Annotated in this window: 13 protein-coding genes; 4 read left to right on the top strand and 9 right to left on the bottom strand. The window is 62.6% G+C overall.

The genetic code is table 11. The features are described from left to right. Window positions 1–60: 60 nt before the first annotated feature. A complete protein-coding gene (locus ACM6UT_RS08610) occupies window positions 61–837 on the bottom strand; it encodes a transporter substrate-binding domain-containing protein (RefSeq protein ID WP_416796931.1) in 777 nt (258 codons plus the stop codon). 363 nt (window positions 838–1,200) lie between these two features. Between ACM6UT_RS08610 and ACM6UT_RS08605 the strand changes: the two genes are divergently transcribed. Next, window positions 1,201–3,297 carry an OmpA family protein gene (locus ACM6UT_RS08605; protein WP_416796930.1) on the top strand — a complete coding sequence of 699 codons (2,097 nt, stop codon included), beginning with the start codon at window positions 1,201–1,203 and terminating at the stop codon, window positions 3,295–3,297. Window positions 3,298–3,356: 59 nt separating this feature from the next. Here the strand turns inward: ACM6UT_RS08605 and mobB are convergent, their stop codons facing one another. The 4 genes from mobB to moaA form a co-directional block, all read right to left on the bottom strand. Further along, window positions 3,357–3,890 (bottom strand): molybdopterin-guanine dinucleotide biosynthesis protein B, encoded by a 534-nt coding sequence (gene mobB, locus ACM6UT_RS08600; RefSeq protein ID WP_416796929.1) that lies wholly within the window; start codon window positions 3,888–3,890, stop codon window positions 3,357–3,359. Next, a complete protein-coding gene (gene mobA, locus ACM6UT_RS08595) occupies window positions 3,887–4,507 on the bottom strand; it encodes a molybdenum cofactor guanylyltransferase MobA (RefSeq protein ID WP_416796928.1) in 621 nt (206 codons plus the stop codon). The genes mobB and mobA overlap by 4 nt, the downstream gene beginning before the upstream one ends. Continuing rightward, a complete protein-coding gene (locus ACM6UT_RS08590) occupies window positions 4,504–5,379 on the bottom strand; it encodes a DMT family transporter (RefSeq protein ID WP_416796927.1) in 876 nt (291 codons plus the stop codon). The genes mobA and ACM6UT_RS08590 overlap by 4 nt, the downstream gene beginning before the upstream one ends. Before the next feature lie 215 nt (window positions 5,380–5,594). Continuing rightward, window positions 5,595–6,584, bottom strand: a complete 990-nt coding sequence (gene moaA, locus ACM6UT_RS08585) for a GTP 3',8-cyclase MoaA (RefSeq protein ID WP_416797085.1) — start codon at window positions 6,582–6,584, stop codon at window positions 5,595–5,597. A 205-nt stretch (window positions 6,585–6,789) separates the two neighbouring features. Here moaA and ACM6UT_RS08580 point away from each other — a divergent pair, with 205 nt between their 5' ends. Continuing rightward, a complete protein-coding gene (locus tag ACM6UT_RS08580; RefSeq protein ID WP_416796926.1) occupies window positions 6,790–7,152 on the top strand; it encodes a gamma-butyrobetaine hydroxylase family protein in 363 nt (120 codons plus the stop codon). Window positions 7,153–7,162: 10 nt separating this feature from the next. Here the strand turns inward: ACM6UT_RS08580 and ACM6UT_RS08575 are convergent, their stop codons facing one another. Continuing rightward, window positions 7,163–7,630, bottom strand: a complete 468-nt coding sequence (locus tag ACM6UT_RS08575) for a MarR family winged helix-turn-helix transcriptional regulator (protein WP_416796925.1) — start codon at window positions 7,628–7,630, stop codon at window positions 7,163–7,165. 48 nt (window positions 7,631–7,678) lie between these two features. Between ACM6UT_RS08575 and ACM6UT_RS08570 the strand changes: the two genes are divergently transcribed. Continuing rightward, on the top strand, window positions 7,679–8,611 hold the full coding sequence (locus tag ACM6UT_RS08570) for an alpha/beta fold hydrolase (RefSeq protein WP_416796924.1): 933 nt from the start codon (window positions 7,679–7,681) through the stop codon (window positions 8,609–8,611). Window positions 8,612–8,659: 48 nt separating this feature from the next. Then, a complete protein-coding gene (locus ACM6UT_RS08565; protein ID WP_416796923.1) occupies window positions 8,660–9,268 on the top strand; it encodes a pyridoxamine 5'-phosphate oxidase family protein in 609 nt (202 codons plus the stop codon). Window positions 9,269–9,278: 10 nt separating this feature from the next. On the opposite strand, the gene ACM6UT_RS08560 is transcribed toward ACM6UT_RS08565, so the two are convergent. The 3 genes from ACM6UT_RS08560 to fumC form a co-directional block, all read right to left on the bottom strand. After that, on the bottom strand, window positions 9,279–10,343 hold the full coding sequence (locus ACM6UT_RS08560; protein WP_416796922.1) for a GGDEF domain-containing protein: 1,065 nt from the start codon (window positions 10,341–10,343) through the stop codon (window positions 9,279–9,281). Window positions 10,344–10,565: 222 nt separating this feature from the next. Continuing rightward, window positions 10,566–12,173, bottom strand: a complete 1,608-nt coding sequence (locus ACM6UT_RS08555) for a fumarate hydratase (RefSeq protein ID WP_416796921.1) — start codon at window positions 12,171–12,173, stop codon at window positions 10,566–10,568. A 187-nt stretch (window positions 12,174–12,360) separates the two neighbouring features. Then, on the bottom strand, window positions 12,361–13,752 hold the full coding sequence (fumC, locus tag ACM6UT_RS08550) for a class II fumarate hydratase (protein WP_416796920.1): 1,392 nt from the start codon (window positions 13,750–13,752) through the stop codon (window positions 12,361–12,363). Window positions 13,753–13,956: the final 204 nt, after the last annotated feature.

The following is a 13,956-nucleotide window of genomic DNA, read 5'->3' as shown; positions in this document are numbered from 1 at the left end:
AACGTAAATGGCGGAAGAAGCTGCCTTCCGCCATTTGTGAGCGATCTCCGAGTCGGGCGATTATTCGCCGTAAACGTCGAAATCGAAGTACTTGTCGTTGACTTCCTTATACTTGCCGTTGGCGCGAATCGCCTTGATCGCAGCACTGAACTTGTCGGCCAGCGCGGTTTCGCCCTTGCGGACGGCAATGCCGGCACCGGGACCGTTGATCTCGATATCGGGCGTGAGGGCCACCATGATCTTGCAGCAGGCGCCTGCGTCCGACTTGACCCATTCCGACAGAACCACAACGTCATCGATGACGGCGTCGACGCGACCGCCTTCGAGGTCGAGCTTGTACTCGTCCGTCGTCGGGTAGAGCTTCAGCTCGGAATCGGGCATGTGCTTTTCAGCATAGTTGGCATGAGTGGTGGACGACTGTGCGCCCAGGACCTTGCCCTTCAGATCCTCGACCGTCTTGATCGGCGAGTCCTTCGCAACGGCAATCGCCGGTCCGGTGTTGTAGTATTTCTCGGAGAAATCGACCTTTTCCAACCGTTCCGGTGTGATCGACATGGAGGCGATGATGGCGTCGAACTTCTTCGCCTGCAGGGCGGGGATGATACCATCCCAATCCTGGGTGACGAATTCGCATTCGACCTTCATTTCTTCGCAAAGTGCCTTGGCGATGTCGATGTCGAAGCCGACCAGGGTGCCGTCGGCCTGCAGGTTGTTGAAGGGCGGGTAGGCGCCTTCGGTGCCGATGATCAGCTTTTCGCCTTCGGCCATGGCGCTGCCCGCGAAAAGCGACAGTGCGGCAATGGACACCGCTGCAAAGAAACGGGTGGAAATACGCATAATGATCCTCTCTGTTGGTCATCCGCGCGGTTGTTGTTCCCGCGCTCACTGGGATGGCGGCACCGAACGTGCCGGGCCTGCGGCGATATTCCTACTCTTTTTCGCGGAAAATCAACAGCAAAGACGCCGGTATCCAAAAAACGCATCAGACTGTCGAGTTCGCGGCATGACGAGCAACAGTATTGCTCTCGGCGCGTAATTCCGCCGGTGCATGAAACTTTTTCCATTCAGCTACGGTTAATTTGCCGCAAACTACGGTCGCTGATCAGGAGCGGGACGACTAGTGAGGCGGACACAACAATGCCGTCTTCTCTTGTTCGCTCCTCGGAAGTGCGTGGAGACACGCGTCACAAGGAAAACGAAATGACTTTGAGATCAAAACTGTTCGCCACGGTCGCCCTGCCGGTTCTCTCGGCGGCCGTCGTCGTGGAGCCGGTTGCCGCGCGCGCAGTGTCGCAGGCTCAGGAAGCTGTCGCCCCGTCCGCTCGCGGGGAGCAGGGAATTCTTGTCGCGCAGGTAACCTGCGGCGACGGAAGCGAGGCCGAATCGGCCGACGCGTGTCCGCAGGCGCCGGTAGAGGAACAGGCACCCGCTGAGGAACAGGCCCCGGCTGAAGAGCCGCCGCCCGTAGAGGAACAGGCCCCGGCCGAAGAGCAAGCACCCGTCGAGGAACAGCAGGCTCCCGCTGAAGAACAAGCTCCTGCTGAAGAGCAGCCGCCGGTAGAAGAACAGCAGGCCCCTGCCGAAGAGCCGCAAGTTCCGACCGAGGAGCAGGCCCCTGCCGAGGAGCAAGCACCCGTCGAGGAGCAGCAGCCTCCGGCAGAGGAACAGGCTCCTGCTGAGGAGCAGCCGCCCGTAGAGGAACAACAGGCACCTGCCGAGGAGCAGCAGGCTCCTGCGGAGGAAGAACAGACCCCTGCAGAAGAGCCGCAGGCTCCGGCAGAGGAGCAGGCCCCGGCCGAAGAGCAAGCGCCCGCGGAGCAACAGCAGGCGCCCGCGGAGGAACAGCAGCCACCCGCCGAAGAACAGGCGCCGGCCGAGGGGCAGGTACCTGCCGAGCAACAACCGGTCCCTGGCCCGGACGCCGCGCAGGGTGAAGCCCCGGCCGCTCCCGACCAGTCGTCCGCCGACCAGGTCCCGGAGCAGCAGGGTGAGCAGGCCGTGGTCCCGGCCGTCGAGCCGCCCGAAGAGGCTCCTGTTCCGGAAATCGTCGATACCCGCACCGAAGAAGAGAAGCTGCAGATCGCAGAAGATCCATCCAAGACCGCCGAGACGGTCGTCCTGCCGGTCGACAACGGCGCTGCCGTTCTCGACAGCGACAAGGACGCCGACAATTCCGGAGGAGAAGGCGTGCGTGAGCAGCGCATGCAACTGAGGTCGGAAGAGCCGGTCGCCCCGCCGCCGGAAAGCGATGCCGCGGCTCAGGCAGAGGCGGTACAGATCGAACAGGGGGCCATCGACGCTGCGATCAAGGAAGAGGGCAACAGGCTCGATGCTGCACCTGCCTTCCAGGTGCCCCAGACGGTCATCAACAACGTGACCAACGTCACCAATGTGACCAACAACACGGTGATCCAGAACAACGTGTCCAATCAGGTCACCGAAGTGAAGGTCATCGAGCAGGTCGATGACCGCATGATCATCAATGTCGGGAACCAGATCGTCGTCCGCGGCGACGAGCGTCAGCGTATCCGTTACGATGCCGAGGACAGCTATTACGAAGAGCTGTCGCGCGGCCGCGTCCGTGAGACGGTGGTGCGCGGAAACGGAACGCGGATCGTGACGATCTACAACCGCTACGGCGATATCATCCAGCGCTCGCGGGTCACGGAGGACGGCGACGAATACGTGCTGTTCTATGCACCCGAGGCCGATACCGACCGGCCGCGCGTCTATGTCGACGTCGGCTACAGCCTGCCGCCGATGCGTCTCACGGTTCCGCTCAACGACTACATCGTCACGATGTCGGACGCTCCGGACCGCGACTACTACAACTTCCTCGCCCAGCCGCCGGTCGAACGGGTGGAACGCGTCTACTCGATCGAGGAGGTGAAGTCGTCGGCACGCCTGCGCGACAAGGTTCGCCGTATCGATCTCGACACCATCACCTTCCCGTCGGGCTCGGCCGAAGTGCCGCTCGCCCAGGCCAAGACGCTCCGCAAGGTCGCCGAGGCGATGGAGAAGGTACTGGCGAAGGACCCGGGCGAGGTCTTCCTCATCGAAGGCCACACCGATGCCGTCGGTTCGGACCGTTCGAACCTCGTGCTTTCGGACCGTCGCGCGGAAACCGTCGCCAACCTGCTCACCGAGGTTTACGGCATCCCGCCGGAAAACATGACGGTCCAGGGGTATGGCGAGCGTTACCTCAAGATCCGCACGCAGGCTGCCGAGCAGCAGAACCGGCGTGTGACCATCCGCCGTGTCACGGCGCTCGTGCGCCCGGTTGCGGCAAACCGGTAAGCGTAGAGGGAAGACAAAAGGAAGGGCCGCCGGCATCCGCCGGCGGCCCTTTCGTCTGTTCAGGCGGTTGCGGGGGAAAGCGGTGGCAGGCCGGTCACGCGGGTAACGAAATCGGTGATCGCCATCGTGTCGTCGAGGTCGAACACCGGCAGATCGGTGCCGGTGACCGGATGGTCCGCCGCTATCGCGACGATGTGCGGGTCGGTGGGCGCCAGCGGTTCGCGGCTTTTCGCTTCGAGCCGTCGCGCTTCGATCTTCGGAATCGGTTCGCGCTTGTATCCCTCTATCAGCACGAGATCGCAGGGCGCGATCCGTGCCAGGATTTCCGCGAAGCTCGGTTCCGGCGCGCCACGCAATTCATGCATGATGGCATAGCGCGTTCCGGAGACGATCGTCACCTCATGGGCGCCGGCCTCGCGGTGGCGGTAGCTGTCGGCGCCGACCTTGTCGATGTCGAAGTCGTGGTGGGCGTGCTTGATCGTCGAGATCCGGTAGCCGCGCCGGGTGAACTCGGCGACGAGGCGAACGGCGAGGCCCGTCTTGCCGGAATTCTTCCAGCCCGAGATGCCGAAGATTCTTGGCGTTGCGGTCATCCGTCTTCCTCCTCCAGAAAGGCTTTCGCGAGGGCGAGATCGTCGGGCGTGTTGACGTTGAAGAAGGGATCGAGCAGCCCCCGTTTTGTCTCGATCGGCGGGAATTCGACGGACGTCGACGGATGACGCGCGATGAAGGCCTGGAGCTTGCGGTTCCCGGGATCTGCCAGCCATTCCTCGAGATCGTCGGCAAGCGCAAGCGGCCAGAGCGCGACCACCGGATGCCGGTGCCCCATCGACGAGGCGACGGCGATGGCGTCGTCCGCGGGCAGGGCGGCTTCCAGTTTCTCGACGAGATTTCGCGGAAGGAAGGGCGTATCCGCCGGTGCCGTAACAATATGCTGTGGCCGTGGCCTGAACCGCTCGGCGTAGCGCAGGCCGGCGAGCACGCCCGCGAGCGGCCCCGGATGTCCGGCGACGGTATCCGGAACGAGCGGTAGACCGAGTCCAGCGTCGGCACCCTCGGGTGCGTTGACGGCGAGCGACGAGACTTGCGGACCAAGGCTTTCCGCGACGTGGCGGATCATCGCCTTGCCACTGAGCAGCACGGCCGCCTTGCTCTCGCCCATGCGGCGGGAGAGGCCACCGGCCAGAATGACGCCCGGGGGTCTTCTCATCCGCCCGCCCTTCGCTTGTTTTCTCGATAGAAGGTATAGAGACCCGACGCGATGACGATCGCGGTTCCGGTCACCATCCAGATGTCCGGCACTTCGCCGAAGACCACGAGCCCGAGGCCGACCGCCCAAAGGAGGCTGGTATAGCGGAACGGTGCGATGAAGGAGATCTCGCCGGTGCGCATCGCCATGATGATCGCCTGATAGCCGATGAAGACGAGCACCGAGGCGAGCGCGAGAAGCCAGTACAATTCGCCGGTCATCGGCTGCCATCCGCCGAAGGGCTGGATGAGGAGCGCGCCCGCCACGGCATTTCCTGCCGCCGAAAAGAGCGTGACGCTGAGCGATGATACGCCCGCCTGAATGCGCTTCGTCACGAGATCGCGGGCAGCGGCGGAGAACACGCTGCCGACGACGTAGAGCGAGGCGAGCGTGAAGCCTTCAGGCCCCGGGCGGATGATGATCATGACGCCGATGAAGCCGACGATGATCGCCGTCCAGCGCCGCCAGCCGACCGGTTCTCCGAGGAAGAGAGCAGCCCCCAGCGTCACGGCGAGCGGCAGGGATTGCAGGATGGATGCGGCATTGCCGAGCGGAATCTGCCCGAGGGCGGAGAGATAGGCGATCGCCGCGGTTACCTCGAAGAGGACGCGCAGTGCAACCATCGGCTGGAAGAGTGTGCGGATGTGATCGAGCGCGTTCATGCGCCGGGCGATCATGTAGACGAGAATGCTCGTCATCGCCCCGCGGATGAGCATGATCTGGCCGACGTTCATGTACGGTGTCACCGCCTTGATCACGGCATCGTTGCAGGTGAAACCTGCCATCGACATCATCATCAGGATGGCGCCCGTGGTATTCGTGGATAGTTTCATTCCATGTCTTTCCGGGGAGAGAACCCGCTTCCGGGATCTGGATGTGTTCTTCGGCAACGGAGAGCGCAGACCGGCCACCGGCGAATCTCCGAAATCGTCACGCGATGGAGAGGACACGGCAATACTGTGTTGTGCAACACCAAATTCGTGTTCGCTTGCATGTTGCGATTACGGCCGTCGCGGCGGAGAAGGAATGGCAGGCGGAACGGGCAGTGTCAGCCGCCGGTCACGCTCATGTGGCGAGCGACGGCGGGGCGGGTGTGGTCGCGGTCGATGATGAAGTCGTGGCCCTTCGGCTTGCGCGAGATTGCCTCGTCGATCGCTGCGGCAAGCAAGGTATCCTCGTCCGACGCCCTCAGCGCCGCTCTCAGGTCGGCGGCGTCCTCCTGGCCGAGGCACATGTAGAGCGTGCCGGTGCAGGTAAGGCGCACCCGGTTGCAGCTCTCGCAGAAGTTATGGGTGAGCGGCGTGATGAAACCAAGCCGCCCGCCGGTTTCCTTTACCTCGACATAGCGGGCCGGGCCGCCGGTGCGATAAGGAATGTCGGCGAGGGTGAACTGGGTCTCGAGCCGTTGCCGGACGATCGACAGCGGCAAGTAACGGTCCGTGCGGTCTTCCCCGGTCTCGCCCATCGGCATGGTCTCGATCAGAGTCAGGTCCATGCCGTTACCGTGAGCGTAACGCAGCAGGTCCGCAATCTCGTCCTCGTTGAAATCCTTGAGGGCGACGGCGTTGAGCTTGACGCGAATCCCGGCCTTCAGCGCCGCCTCGATGCCCTCCATCACCTTGGCGAAATCACCCCACCGGGTGATCTCGGCAAATTTCCGCGGATCGAGTGTATCGAGCGAGACGTTGATGCGCCGGACGCCGCAGTCGGCGAGTTCGCCGGCGAAACGGGCGAGTTGCGAGCCATTGGTTGTCAACGTGAGCTCGTCGAGTGCGCCGCTTTCCAGATGCCTTCCGAGGCCCCGGATGAGAAACATGATGTTCTTGCGCACAAGGGGTTCGCCGCCGGTGAGCCTCAGCTTGCGCACGCCCTTCGCGACGAAGGCCGAACAGAGCCTGTCGAGCTCCTCCAGCGTGAGAAGGTCCTTCTTCGGCAGGAAATTCATATTTTCCGCCATGCAATAGGTGCAGCGGAAATCGCAGCGGTCGGTGACAGAGACGCGCAGGTAGGAGACCGTGCGGCCGAACGGGTCGATCATGGGCGCGCTATCGGGCGCCGGGCCTTTGGCCTTTCCGAGCGAGCCGGGATTGTAGTTCAACGCCTCTCCTCCGTTTTCAGGATAATCTGGTGACATCCTGTCGTCTCGTCAAGCAATCAACTCGAGCAGGATCGTAGCAAAATGGCTTGCGCAGGCAGGGGGCGCCGCTTAGTTCTGCTCTCCAGCCACGCGGGGAGTATCGATCATGAGTGAGTTCTGGCCGACCGAACTGAAGGTTTCCAAAGACCGCCGGCAATTGTCGGTCGCCTTCGACGACGGCGCGTCCTTCGCATTGCCGGCAGAGATGCTTCGGGTTCTGTCACCCTCGGCGGAAGTCAAGGGCCATGGGCCAGGACAGGAGGTCACGGTGCCCGGGAAACGCAATGTTTCCATTACCGCGGTTCATCCGACCGGCAATTACGCCGTGCGCATCGCGTTCGACGATGGTCATGACAGCGGTATCTTCACCTGGTCCTATCTGCGGGAACTCGGGCAGAAGGGCGGCGAACTCTTCGCCGAATACGAGCGCAAGCTTTCCGAGAAGGGGTTGAGCCGCGACGGCCGGTGACCTCTAGGGCCTAGTCGTCCTCGAGATTGTCCGCGTGAAGTCTCGCGATCAGCGCTTCCATGTGACTTGCGAGCCGCAGGCATTCATCGATCGGCGTCACGGAGAGCGTTCTTTCGATCAGCTCTGTCTGGATCGTCATGGCACGTTCGGTGACGTCGCGACCCTTCTCGGTCAGGAACAGGCGCAACACACGCTTGTCCTTCGGATCGTCGCGCCGCGAGATCAGCCCGCGCTTTTCCATCTGTGGCAGCAGCATGCTCATGTTGGAGCGGCCGACCAGCAGTTTGCGCGCCAGCTCCTGCTGCGAGATCCCTTCGTGTCGATAGAGATTGATGAGGATGTCGAGATGCGGCGTCTTGATTTCGAGCGGAGCCAGGGCTCGACCGAGGGCCGTCTGCATCATCTGGCAGGCACGACCGACGGCGATCCAGCTTCGAAAACGCGGATGGTCCCAGGGAAGGGATTGATTTTTGTTCATCGTTGTACTTTTATTGTTCAGCATTGAACATCATTGGAGAATCCCAATATGGCATCCTTCGCGCTCGAGGTCACCCGTTTCGGCTTCTCGCTCGCCGGTCTTCTGTCGCCCGGCCTCTCGGGGCGACTGGCTTTCTCGCTCTTCTGCCGCACGCCGCCCCGCCGACCGAAAGACGTCAAGGCCGTGTCCGCGCTCGCCAGCGGCGCCGAACAACTGGCAGGAGCCGAGCGGATCATGCTGCCGGTCTCCTCGGGCAACATCGCCGCTCGTCGTTTGAGTGCAGAAAATGCCGACGCGCCGCGCGTGCTTATCATACACGGCTGGGGCTCGCGCGCCGAATATCTGGCACGGCTCGCCGCCGACCTTCACCGAGCAGGAGCCGAAGTCGTGCTGCTCGATTTGCCGGGACACGGGCATTCCTCCGGGCGGCATCTGAATCTGCGCCTCGCGGCGGAGGCGATCTGCGCCGTTCAGGAGCGGCTCGGCTTCTTCGATGTCGCCATCGGCCATTCCTTCGGCGGGGCTTCGGTAGTGACTGCGATCGGCGGCGTCTTTCCCGGCGCCTGCCGCTTCGAGCCGGGCAGGGTGGTGCTCCTTGCTGCGCCGAGCAACATACACTGGGTGATCGACAGTTTCTGCGGCATGCTGAAGCTCCGCCCCTCCGTCCGGCGGGCCATGGTGAAGCGCGCCGAGGCGGTTGCGGGTTGTCCTGTCGATGCACTCGACACCGTCCCGATCGCGGCGCGGATCGGCCGCGAGATCCTCGTTCTGCACGCCGAAGAGGACAAGGAGGTGCACGCCGAACACGCCCGCCGCCTTGAAAGAGCCGGCCCTCACGTGACTGTCCGGTGGGCTAATGGCTTCGGACATCGCAGGATCGTGGCGGCGCCGGATGTCATCGCGGAGGTTGTCTCCTTCGTCTTTGACGACGGCGCAGGAATTGCCGACGAACCGGAGCGGCGACTGTCGTCATCCTGTTAGGAAATCGGCTATACACCGGGATGGCTTGGTTACACCCCGGAGGTTTCGATGAAGACGATCCGTACCGTCGAAGAGCTCATTGCGCGCTATGGCGAGCCCGGAGAGGCCTCGCTGGTGAAGGTCACGTCCTTTCTCACCCCCGCCTACCGGCGGATGATCGAGGCCTCGCCCTTCGTCGCGCTCGCAACGGTCGGAGAGGACGGGCTCGACTGCTCGCCGCGCGGCGATCCCGGCGGCGCGGTGCGCATCGAGGACGAGCGCCGTCTCGCGCTGCCGGACTGGCGCGGCAACAACCGCATTGACTCGCTCCGGAACATCGTGCGGGACCCGCGCGTGGCGCTGATGTTCCTGATCCCGGGCTCGAACAGCGTGGTGCGGGTGAACGGCACGGCCGTGGTTTCGGTGGACGAGGCGTTGATCGACAGCTTCGAGGTGGAGGGCAAGCATCCGCGCGGCGTCGTGGTCGTCACCATCGGCGAGGTCTATTTCCAGTGCGCCCGCGCCGTCATGCGCGCGGATCTCTGGAACGTCGACCGCTTCGTCGATCCGAAAAGCCTTCCGACCCCGGGCGACATGCTGCAGGCGGCGAAAGCAGATTTCGACAAGGATGCCTACGATCGGGAGTGGCCGGCGCGCGCGGCCACGACGATGTGGTAGGCGGTGTCCGTCAACGACGGTAGATGAGCCAGCTTTTGGTGAAGTCTTTCTTCATCCCGTCCTCGAACTGCCGGGTGCAGTTGCGGCCGGCATTCTTGGCACAATAGAGGGCGATGTCCGCCTTGGCGTAGAGTTCGCCCGGATCCTCGGCAGCATTTGCCATGCACAGACCGAGAGAAAGCGTGATCGGTCCGTAATTGACGCCGGTCCGGGAATTCTTGAAAGGCGTCAGCTCCAGCGCCTGGCGTATGCGTTCGCACATCTGCATGATCTCGTCGGGGGTGTTGCCGTCGACGATGATGGCGAATTCCTCGCCCCCGGTGCGGGATACAAAGACGTCCTTGCGGACATTCATGCGGATGACGGTCGCGACCGACGCCAAGATCTTGTCGCCGACCGGATGGCCGTAGCTGTCATTGATTTTCTTGAAGTGGTCGATGTCGGCCAGCACGAGGCCGGTCAGCGGCAGGTTGAAGCTGCCGTCATAGATCGCCGCAAGCTTCTCGTCGAAGGCGCGACGGTTCGCGATGCGCGTCAGGGAGTCGGTGTTGGCGATGCGTTTGTATTCGTCGAGTTCCTTGCGGACTTCGGCCATTTCCTGCGACTTCTGCTCGACGCTCTCGACGGTTTTTTCGCCGTGCGCCATGGTGTCGCCGGTTGCCTCCTGCAGCAACGTGATCGCGCTGCGCAGTATTTCGGCACTGTTCTTGCTCTTGGTGTTGATGCGGTTGCATGTCTCGCCGAGAAGCTTGTTGTAGCTCTCGAGCGAGCTCTGCTCCTGCTTCAGCAGTCCCAGCAGGCCGTCCAGTTCCGTCACGATCCGCGTGTGGACATTTTCCATGATGCGCGACTGGTGATGGCCGCCGAAATACTGTTCGCCGAGCGTGTCCAGTTCTTCCTGCGTCGCCTTGCTGCCGAGCGCGGAGAGGTCGCGCGTCAATGCAGGATTGGAGCCGATATAGGCTTCATAGAAGAGCTCGTAGTTGCGCGGGATCGGTGCCACGCCCATGGTGCGCATGGCGTAGGTAATCTGTGCGGCGATGTCCGGAACCTGCGCCTTCGCGCCCGTGTTCATCGCGAAATCCCCCTTTCCAAGTCCCCTGATTCGTCTTGTTAAGATAAACTTCAACTGTTTGGAAATGCTTAATTCCGCGAACCCCAATTATGGTCGGGTTTCTTGTTGTTTTGTATTTGAGAAGATTCTTTAAAGCGCTGATACTGCTTTTATATCGTCCTTTCTTAAACAACGACGGAGCGCCATCTGGCGCTCCGTCGTTAATTTCTTTCGGTTGTATTCTCAGTCGAGCTTGAACTCCTGGAAGAAGTCATTGCCCTTGTCGTCGGTGACGATGAAGGCCGGGAAGTTCTCGACTTCGATCTTCCATACTGCCTCCATGCCGAGTTCCGGATACTCCAGAACCTCCACCTTCTTGATGCAGTCCTTGGCGAGGCGCGCCGCCGGGCCGCCGATGGAGCCGAGATAGAAGCCGCCGTGCTTGTTGCAGGCCTCGCGCACCGCGCGCGAGCGGTTGCCCTTGGCGAGCATTACCATCGAGCCGCCGAACGACTGGAACTGGTCGACATAAGAGTCCATGCGGCCGGCCGTCGTCGGGCCGAAGGAACCGGATGCGTAGCCGACGGGGGTTTTCGCCGGGCCGGCATAGTAGACCGGATGGTTCTTCATGTAGTCCGGCATGCCTTCGCCCTTCTCCAGCCGTTCGCGGATCTTGGCGTGGGCGAGGTCGCGGGCGACGATGATCGTGCCCGTGAGGGAGAGGCGGGTCTTGATCGGGTGCTTGGTGAGTTCGCCGAGGATCGCGGTCATCGGCTGGTTCAGGTCGATCTTCACGACGTTGGACGAAAGGGCCTTCTCGTCGATCTCCGGCATGTACTTCGACGGATCGGTCTCGAGCTGCTCGATGAAGATGCCGTCCCTGGTGATCTTGCCGACGGCTTGGCGATCGGCGGAACAGGAGACGCCGAGGCCGATCGGCAGGGAGGCGCCGTGGCGCGGCAGCCGGATCACGCGAACGTCGTGACAGAAATACTTGCCGCCGAACTGCGCGCCGACGCCCATCTGCTGGGTGAGCTTGTGGATTTCCTTTTCCATTTCGAGGTCACGGAAGGCGTGACCGCTTTCCGAGCCTTCCGTCGGCAGGCTGTCGAGGTAGCGGGCCGAGGCGAGCTTGACCGTCTTCAGGTTCATCTCGGCCGAGAGGCCGCCGATGACGATCGCCAGATGATAAGGAGGGCAGGCGGCGGTGCCGAGCGTCAGGATCTTTTCCTTGAGGAAGTCGATCAAGCGGTCGTGAGTCAGGAGCGAAGGCGTGCCCTGATAGAGGTAGGTCTTGTTGGCCGAGCCGCCGCCCTTGGCCATGAACAGGAACTTGTAGGCGTCCTCGCCTTCCTCGTAGATGTCGATCTGCGCCGGCAGGTTGGTGCGCGTGTTCTTTTCCTCGAACATCTTCAGGGGCGCGAGCTGCGAATAGCGCAGGTTCTTGCGCTCGTAGGCGTCCATCACGCCCTTGGCGATCGCCACCTCATCGCCGCCTTCGGTCCAGACGCGGCGGCCCTTCTTGGCCATGACGATCGCGGTGCCGGTGTCCTGGCACATGGGCAGCACGCCACCGGCGGCGATGTTGGCGTTCTTCAGGAGGTCGTAGGCGACGAAGCGGTCATTGTCGGTGGCCTCGGGATCCGACAGGATCGAGGCCAGCTGCTTCAGGTGGCCGGGACGCAGCAGATGGTTGATCTCGGCAAAGGCGGTCTCGGCCAGCAGGCGCAGGCCCTCCGGATCGACGCTGAGGATTTCCTGGCCCTTCAAGGTGTCGACGGACACGTAGTCGGAGGAAATCTTGCGGTAGGGGGTGGTGTCTTCGCCGAGTGGAAAGAGAGCGTCAGCCATCAGTCAAAAGCCTTTCGGAGGCAGGTTGTCGGATGGCGGTGGTTTAAGGGCTGGGATTTAAGAATTCAATGCAGCGAAAGGGGAAGCGCCCCGCTTGAATGGATTGAAATCCGGGCCGCTGCAATAAAATCGATTTGAGAAAAGGTGCGGGCCTTGAAGGCCCAAGCCAAAAGGACAGTCGATCCACTCACTTCGGCCCGATCATCAGTTCCGGCCGCACCAGTTCGTCAAATTCCTCATTGGTGAGGTAGCCGCCGCCGACCGCCTCCTGGCGCAGCGTCGTGCCGTTCTTGTGGGCCGTCTTGGCAATCTTGGCGCAGGTGTCGTAGCCGAGGCGGGTGTTGAGCGCGGTGACCAGCATGAGCGAGTTTTCGACGCCCTTCTTGATGTTGTCCTCACGCGCCTCGATGCCGGTGACGCAATTGTCGGTGAAGGAGCGGGCGGCGTCGCCGAGCAGCTGCACCGACTGCAGGAAGTTATAGGCCATCATCGGATTGTAGACGTTGAGCTCGAAATGGCCCTGGCTGCCGGCGAAAGTGATCGCCGCGTGGTTGCCGAAGATGTGCGCGCAGACCTGGGTTAGCGCCTCCGACTGGGTGGGGTTCACCTTGCCCGGCATGATCGAGGAGCCCGGCTCGTTTTCCGGCAAGGCCAGTTCCCCGAGCCCCGCACGGGGGCCGGAACCGAGGAACCGGATGTCGTTGGCGATCTTGAAGCAGGCGGCAGCGGCCGCATTGATCGCTCCGTGGGCAAAGACCATGGCGTCGTGGGCGGCGAGCGCTTCGAACTTGTTGGGCGCGGTGACGAAGGGCAGGCCGGTGATCGCGGCGATCTCTTCGGCCACCTTTTCGGCAAAGCCCACCGGCGCGTTGAGCCCGGTGCCGACGGCGGTGCCGCCCTGGGCGAGTTCGCAAAGGCCGGGCAAGGTCAGCTCGATGCGCTTGATGGCGGAGGAGACCTGCGCGGCATAACCGGAGAATTCCTGGCCGAGCGTCAGCGGCGTCGCATCCTGCGTGTGGGTGCGTCCGATCTTGATGATGTGGGCGAAGGATTTCGCCTTGGCGTCAAGGGCCTGCTGCAGATGCTTGAGATCTGGAATCAGGTGGCGGACGATCTCTTCCGCGCAGGCGATGTGCATGGCCGTCGGATAGGTGTCATTAGACGACTGGCTCATGTTGACGTGGTCGTTCGGATGCACCGGCTTCTTCGAGCCCATCTCGCCGCCGAGCATTTCGATCGCCCGGTTCGAGATGACTTCGTTGGCGTTCATGTTGGATTGCGTGCCCGACCCGGTTTGCCAGACGACGAGCGGGAAATGCTCGTTCAGCTTGCCGTCGATCACCTCCTGCGCGGCCTCGACGATGACATTGCCGATCTTCGGATCGAGCACGCCGAGGGCCATGTTGGCGCGCGCCGCCGCCTGCTTGACGATGCCGAGGGCGCGCACGACCGAAAGCGGCTGCTTTTCCCAGCCGATCCTGAAATTGCCGCGCGAGCGTTCCGCCTGGGCACCCCAGTAGCGGTCGCCCGCCACTTCGACAGGGCCGAACGTATCGGTTTCCGTGCGCGTCTTCGTCATCGCTTCCACCTTCTCGCCGGAGATTGCGGCGTCCTTCCGGTGTTAATCTAGTCCGGCGCCGCCCGGGCGCAATCGCCTGACGTAAATTTGAGTGGCAGTCGTAACTGCGCCGTCCGTGATTTCCACCCAGGGGTGTGGTGGTGCTACCGCAGTGACGCGGTCCGGTCGGTTGTTTGGAAAAAATTAACGATATATTCGACTAGA

It is taken from the genome of Ciceribacter azotifigens (genome assembly GCF_048159625.1).
Taxonomy (GTDB): Bacteria; Pseudomonadota; Alphaproteobacteria; order Rhizobiales; family Rhizobiaceae; genus Allorhizobium; species Allorhizobium azotifigens.
This window is presented reverse-complemented; position numbering and strand designations above follow the sequence as displayed.

What these genes read in the sequence shown, in the direction of transcription:
- ACM6UT_RS08580 (WP_416796926.1), top strand. Translation starts at nt 6,790, where the DNA reads ATGAGTGAGTTCTGGCCGACCGAACTGAAGGTTTCCAAAGACCGCCGG.
- ACM6UT_RS08560 (WP_416796922.1), bottom strand. Translation starts at nt 10,343, where the DNA reads ATGAACACGGGCGCGAAGGCGCAGGTTCCGGACATCGCCGCACAGATT.
- mobB (WP_416796929.1), bottom strand. Translation starts at nt 3,890, where the DNA reads ATGACCGCAACGCCAAGAATCTTCGGCATCTCGGGCTGGAAGAATTCC.
- ACM6UT_RS08570 (WP_416796924.1), top strand. Translation starts at nt 7,679, where the DNA reads ATGGCATCCTTCGCGCTCGAGGTCACCCGTTTCGGCTTCTCGCTCGCC.
- ACM6UT_RS08605 (WP_416796930.1), top strand. Translation starts at nt 1,201, where the DNA reads ATGACTTTGAGATCAAAACTGTTCGCCACGGTCGCCCTGCCGGTTCTC.
- fumC (WP_416796920.1), bottom strand. Translation starts at nt 13,752, where the DNA reads ATGACGAAGACGCGCACGGAAACCGATACGTTCGGCCCTGTCGAAGTG.
- ACM6UT_RS08610 (WP_416796931.1), bottom strand. Translation starts at nt 837, where the DNA reads ATGCGTATTTCCACCCGTTTCTTTGCAGCGGTGTCCATTGCCGCACTG.
- ACM6UT_RS08575 (WP_416796925.1), bottom strand. Translation starts at nt 7,630, where the DNA reads ATGAACAAAAATCAATCCCTTCCCTGGGACCATCCGCGTTTTCGAAGC.
- moaA (WP_416797085.1), bottom strand. Translation starts at nt 6,584, where the DNA reads ATGATCGACCCGTTCGGCCGCACGGTCTCCTACCTGCGCGTCTCTGTC.
- ACM6UT_RS08590 (WP_416796927.1), bottom strand. Translation starts at nt 5,379, where the DNA reads ATGAAACTATCCACGAATACCACGGGCGCCATCCTGATGATGATGTCG.
- ACM6UT_RS08565 (WP_416796923.1), top strand. Translation starts at nt 8,660, where the DNA reads ATGAAGACGATCCGTACCGTCGAAGAGCTCATTGCGCGCTATGGCGAG.
- ACM6UT_RS08555 (WP_416796921.1), bottom strand. Translation starts at nt 12,173, where the DNA reads ATGGCTGACGCTCTCTTTCCACTCGGCGAAGACACCACCCCCTACCGC.
- mobA (WP_416796928.1), bottom strand. Translation starts at nt 4,507, where the DNA reads ATGAGAAGACCCCCGGGCGTCATTCTGGCCGGTGGCCTCTCCCGCCGC.